The 5320-nt window shown below is 74.4% G+C and carries 4 protein-coding genes; 3 read left to right on the top strand and 1 reads right to left on the bottom strand.

The annotated features are described in order from the left end of the window. Nucleotides 1–265: 265 nt before the first annotated feature. On the bottom strand, nucleotides 266–1495 hold the full coding sequence (locus ACWENR_RS29395; protein WP_452280202.1) for a PucR family transcriptional regulator: 1230 nt from the start codon (nucleotides 1493–1495) through the stop codon (nucleotides 266–268). Between the two features lie 83 nt (nucleotides 1496–1578). Here ACWENR_RS29395 and ACWENR_RS29390 point away from each other — a divergent pair, with 83 nt between their 5' ends. The 3 genes from ACWENR_RS29390 (at nucleotide 1579) to ACWENR_RS29380 (ending at nucleotide 5257) form a co-directional block, all read left to right on the top strand. Then, nucleotides 1579–2667 carry a ferredoxin reductase gene (locus ACWENR_RS29390; RefSeq protein WP_452280201.1) on the top strand — a complete coding sequence of 363 codons (1089 nt, stop codon included), beginning with the start codon at nucleotides 1579–1581 and terminating at the stop codon, nucleotides 2665–2667. A 14-nt stretch (nucleotides 2668–2681) separates the two neighbouring features. Further along, nucleotides 2682–3827: a fatty acid desaturase family protein gene (locus tag ACWENR_RS29385; RefSeq protein ID WP_452280200.1), complete on the top strand. Its 1146-nt coding sequence runs from the start codon at nucleotides 2682–2684 to the stop codon at nucleotides 3825–3827. Nucleotides 3828–4084: 257 nt separating this feature from the next. Next, nucleotides 4085–5257 carry an alanine--tRNA ligase-related protein gene (locus ACWENR_RS29380; RefSeq protein ID WP_452280199.1) on the top strand — a complete coding sequence of 391 codons (1173 nt, stop codon included), beginning with the start codon at nucleotides 4085–4087 and terminating at the stop codon, nucleotides 5255–5257. The last annotated feature ends 63 nt before the right edge of the window (nucleotides 5258–5320 follow it).

Below are 5320 nucleotides of genomic sequence, written 5' to 3'. Positions count from 1 at the left end.
CCTCGAAGCGGACCAGCTTGGTCAGCGCCTCCCGGTTCGCCGCGCCGGTGGAGAGGAGTTCCTCGGCGAGCGCCTGCAGCTGGCCGGCGGTCGTTCGCCCCGCCCGCGGGCCCACCGACGGCTCCGGCGCGGGGGCCGGCGGCCGGTCGGGTGATCACGGTCGGGGGAGGATCAGGGTGGCATCTCCGCTGCCTAGGCGGCACGCGTATGTCCGGTATCTGACCTCAGCGTGACCGTTCGGACACGGTGCGAGAGGGGCGGGCGGTCAGGAGGGCGCGTCGTCGACGGCGTCCCGGGGCGGGAAGGCCAGGGCGAGGGTGAGGTCCAGGACGGTCGCCGGCTCGGTCAGGCGGTCGCCGTACAGCTCGCGGAGCTTGCCCATCCGGTAGCGCACCGTCTGCGGGTGCACGAAGAGGTCGGCGGCGACGTCGTCGCGCCGGCCGTGGTGCAGCAGCCACGAGCGCAGCGTCTCGGCGAGCCGGTCGGCGGCGGCGGGCGGCAGCGCCGCCAGCGGGGCCAGGGCCCGGGCGCGCAGGTCGGCCAGGCCCTCCGGATCGGTGCTCAGCACCAGCTCGGCGAGGTGTTCCTCGGTGTCCAGCGGCGCGTCGTCGGCGGCCGGGCGCAGGCCGAGCGACCGGGCCCGGACCGCGCGCTGGTAGGAGGCCGCCACCCGGGTCCAGGGGCGGGCGGGGCCGAGCACCGCGCGCCGCCCGTGCAGCACCCGGGCGAGCTGGCGCCGCCGGTCGCCGTGGCTGTCGGGCACCAGCAGCACCGCCAGGTCCTCGCCCGCCGGCAGGTCGTCGCCGCTCTCCAGCGTGCGCGGGTGCAGCAGCGCCAGCGCCGCCCGCAGGTTGGCCCGGGGCAGCAGGACGACGGTGAGGGTCTGCGGCGGCGGCCAGTCGGCCCGCTCGGCGCTGCGCAGCAGCGCCTCCTCGGGCTCGCCGGCGAGCAGCCGCTGGGTGAGCCGTTCCAGGTTGCGCCGCCGGGCCCGGCCCGCGCTGGCCAGCTCGTCCGCGTGCCCGGCCACGCTGGCCGCCGACAGCTCGTCGATGTACGCGAACATCAGCTCCGCGAACTCGGCGACGGTGGCCGCGGAGAGCCCGCCCCGCACCGTGGTGGTGGACATCTCGCGCCACGACACCCGGGCGCCCACCCGGTACGCGGCCAGCAGCGCGTCCATGCTCCGCCCGGAGCGCGCCTCGCCGCTGCCCAGGGCGTACGCGGCCTCCAGGGCGCCGACCAGCGGGGTGCTCGGGTCGGCGCCCTGGGACCGCTCGATGAGCTGGAGGAACGTGCCGAGCGCCACCTGCACCGCGGTCTCGATCTTCTCGCGCATCTGGCCGGTGAGGGTGCCGGAGTAGCTCGGCACCTCCGCGGTGATCGCCGTGACCGTACGCTCGGCGAGCAGCGGCAACTGGTCGCGCAGCGCGCCGGCCACCCGCGCGTCCAGCTCCAGGCGGGCCGCGCGCCGGGTGGCCTCGGAGCGTTCCGTCACCTTGTTCCCTCCGCACAAAAAGATGTGGCCGGTTCACCTTCGCAGGCCAAGATTTTATGCCAGCCTGCCGCGACGATCGAACCATGACCACCACCGCTCCGCGCCCACCCGCGACGGCGTCCCTGCGGGGACGCATCCTGCGGCTGGCCGCGTCGGTCACCACCCCGTTGCTGCCCGACGACTACCTCGACCTGGTCGCGCCGCTGCGCTCCGGCGCGGACCTGCGCGGCCGGATCCTCGACGTGCGCCCCGAGACCCCCGACGCGGCGACGCTGGTGATCCAGCCGGGCCGGGACTGGCGCGGGCACACCCCCGGGCAGTACGTCCGCCTCGGCGTCGACGTCGACGGCGTGCGCCAGTGGCGGGCCTACTCGCTGACCTCGGCCCCGGCCCGCCGCGGCCCGATCTCGATCACCGTGAAGGCGATCCCGGACGGCGTCGTGAGCAACCATCTCGTCCGCCGGGCGCGGCCCGGGACGCTGGTCCAGCTCGACCAGGCCCAGGGCGACTTCGTGCTCCCCGCGCGGACGCCCGGCCGGGTGCTGTTCGTGACCGCCGGCAGCGGGGTCACGCCCATCATGGGGATGCTGCGTTCGGGCGTCCTGGCCGGCGCCGACGTCGTCGTGGTGCACTCCGCGCCCACGCCGGCCGACGTGATCTTCGGCGCCGAGCTGCGGAGCCTCGCCGCGCGGGGCACGGTGCGGCTCGTGGAGCGGCACACCGACACCGACGGGCTGCTCACCCCGGACGACCTCGCCGGTGTCGTGCCCGACCACCTCGACCGGGAGACCTGGGCCTGCGGCCCGATCGGCCTGCTCGACGCGCTGACCGAGCGCTGGACGGCCCAGGGCCGCGGCGACCGGCTGCACACCGAGCGGTTCCGGCCCACCGTCATCTCGACCGGCGAGGGCGGCGCGGTCAGCTTCGGGCGTTCGGGCGTCACGGTCGAGGCCGACGGCGCCACCCCGCTGCTCGACGCCGGCGAGAACGCCGGGGTGCTGATGCCCTCGGGCTGCCGGATGGGCATCTGCTACGGCTGCGTCCTGCCGCTGCGCCAGGGCGCGGTCCGCGACCTGCGCACCGGGGACCTGACCACGGCGGTGCCCGGCGACGGCGTCCTCATCCAGACCTGCGTGTCGGCCGCGGCCGGCCCCTGCGACATCGACCACTGACCGGAGTACCCGACGTGACCGTGATTGACAAGAAGCCCGTCAGCCCGATCGCCCACCTGACCGCCGAGGACGTCGAGGTCATCGGCAAGGAGCTCGACGCCATCCGCGACCGGGTGATCGCCGGCCGGGGCGAGCGGGACGCCGCGTACATCCGCCGGCTCATCTCCACCCAGCGCAGGCTGGAGCTGGGCAGCCGGGCGGTGCTGCTGTTCTCGCTCTTCCCGCCGGCCTGGGTCGTGGGGACGGCCGGGCTGACCGTGGCCAAGATCCTGGAGAACATGGAGATCGGCCACAACGTCCTGCACGGTCAGTGGGACTGGATGCGCGACCCGAAGATCCACTCCACGACGTGGGAGTGGGACATGGCCAGCCCGGCCGAGCAGTGGAAGCACTCGCACAACGAGCTGCACCACACCTACACCAACGTCGTCGGCAAGGACAACGACCTCGGCTACGGCATCATGCGCGTCGACGAGGACCAGCGCTGGCACCCCATGCACCTGGGCCAGCCGCTGTGGAACTTCGTCAACGCCTGCTTCTTCGAGTACGGCATCGCCGCGTACGACCTGGAGCTGGGGCGCAACCTGCGCAAGGGCCGCCACAAGGACCCGGGGTTCCGGGCCCGGGCCCGGGCCGTGGGCCGCAAGATCCGCCGGCAGGTCCTCAAGGACTACGTCCTGCACCCGCTGCTGTCCGGGCCGTCCTTCCTGCACACCCTGGCCGCCACCTTCACCGCCAACGTGCTGCGCAACCTGTGGAGCCACTCCGTGATCATGTGCGGGCACTTCCCGGAGGGCGTGGAGACCTTCTCCAAGCGCTCGATCGAGGGGGAGACGCGCGGCGAGTGGTACCTGCGGCAGATGCTCGGCTCGGCCAACATCAGCGGCAGCAGGCTGATGCACATCATGACCGGCAACCTGTCGTACCAGATCGAGCACCACCTCTTCCCCGACCTGCCCAGCAACCGCTACCAGGAGATCGCCCCCGAGGTGCGGGCCCTCTTCGACCGGTACGGGCTGAAGTACACCACCGGCTCGCTGCCCCGACAGGTCTTCTCCGCCTGGAAGAAGGTCGTCCGGCTGTCGCTGCCCAACCGGAAGGCGCCCCGCCGGGCCGACGACCGTTCCGCCCCGGCCCTCGCCGCCTCCGCGAACGCGTGACCTTCCCGGCGCCGCCGCCCGGTCGGGTAATCCGCTGGGCGACGGCGCCGTGGTCCGCGTACAGTCGGGGCATGGAGATCAGGCACCAGCACGCCGCCGCGGCCGCGCGAGCTTCGCGCTCGTCGGTCGCCGCCGCCTGACCCCACCGACTCCCGCCGGCGACCGGAAACGGTCCGCCGGCCTCTTTGTCTCTCCGGCCCGCCGGTTTCCCGGCGGTGGACCCTTTCCGGCCGCCCCGCCCGGAAAGGCCACCCGCCATGACGTACGACCCGATCAGCCGGACCTTCCTCGACTTCTTCCGCGAGCGCGGCCACGAGATCGTGCCCGACTGCTCCCTGATCCCGCCGCCGGGCGACCCGGTGCTGTTCACCACCTCCGGGATGCATCCCCTGACGCCCTACCTGGAGGGTCGCCCGCACCCGCTGGGCCGGCGGCTGGTCGACGTGCAGCGCTGCCTGCGCACCACCGACCTGGACGAGGTCGGCGACTCGACCCACCTGACCGTCTTCCAAATGCTCGGCTCCTGGTCGCTCGGCGACTACGACCTCCCGCAGAGCCTGCGCTGGGGCTACGAGCTGCTGCGCGACGGCTTCGGCATCGACCATGACCGGCTGCACGTGACGGTCTTCGGCGGCGACGACCAGGTCGGCCCCGACGAGCCCTCCCTGCGCGCCTGGGAGGAGCTCGGCCTGCCCGTGGAGCTGACCGGGGAGGAGAACTGGTGGTCCAACGGCCCGACCGGGCCGTGCGGGCCCGACACGGAGCTCTTCGTCTGGACCGGCGACGGCCCGCCGCGGGGCACCCCCGGCACCGACGACCGGTGGATGGAGCTGTGGAACCACGTCGGCATGCGCTACCACCGGCACCCCGACGGCCGGCTGTCGCCGCTGCGGCAGCCCAACGTGGACACCGGGATGGGCCTCGAACGGCTGGAGATGGTGCTGCGCGGGCACCGCTCGGTCTTCGAGGGCGAGGGACTCCTGCCGTGGGTGCGCGGCGTACGCGAGGTGTGGGGGCTGCGCGACGAGCCGCTGCGCCTGGTCGGCGACCACCTGCGGTCGGGCGTGGCGGTGGTCGGCGACGGCGTACGCCCCTCGAACACCGGCCGCGGCTACGTGCTGCGCCGGCTGCTGCGCCGCGCGCTGACGACCCTCTGGCGCGACGACCCGTCCCGCAGCCTGTCCGACCTGCCCACCGGGCCGGTGCGGCACACCCTCGACGGGTTCGGGCAGCGGGTCACCCCCGACGAGGTGCGGGAGGTGCTCTCCGGCGAGGAACGACGGTTCCGCGAGCTGCTGCGGCGCGGGCGGCCCGTCGTCTCCCGGCGGCGGTCCCGGGGTCCGCTGACCGACGAGGACTACCGCGACCTGCACGACACCCACGGGCTCCCGCGCGACCTGGTCGACGGGCTGCTGAGCGAGGTGGGGTAGCCGACGGCCCGGCGGCCACGGCCCGGCCCCGGCGGCCACGGCCCGGCCCCGGCGGTCACGGCC

The organism is Micromonospora sp. NPDC004336, from assembly GCF_053602615.1.
This window is presented reverse-complemented; position numbering and strand designations above follow the sequence as displayed.

Excerpts from the sequence above, each read along its gene's own strand:
- ACWENR_RS29390 (WP_452280201.1), top strand. The coding sequence starts at position 1,579 with ATGACCACCACCGCTCCGCGCCCACCCGCGACGGCGTCCCTGCGGGGA.
- ACWENR_RS29380 (WP_452280199.1), top strand. The coding sequence starts at position 4,085 with ATGACGTACGACCCGATCAGCCGGACCTTCCTCGACTTCTTCCGCGAG.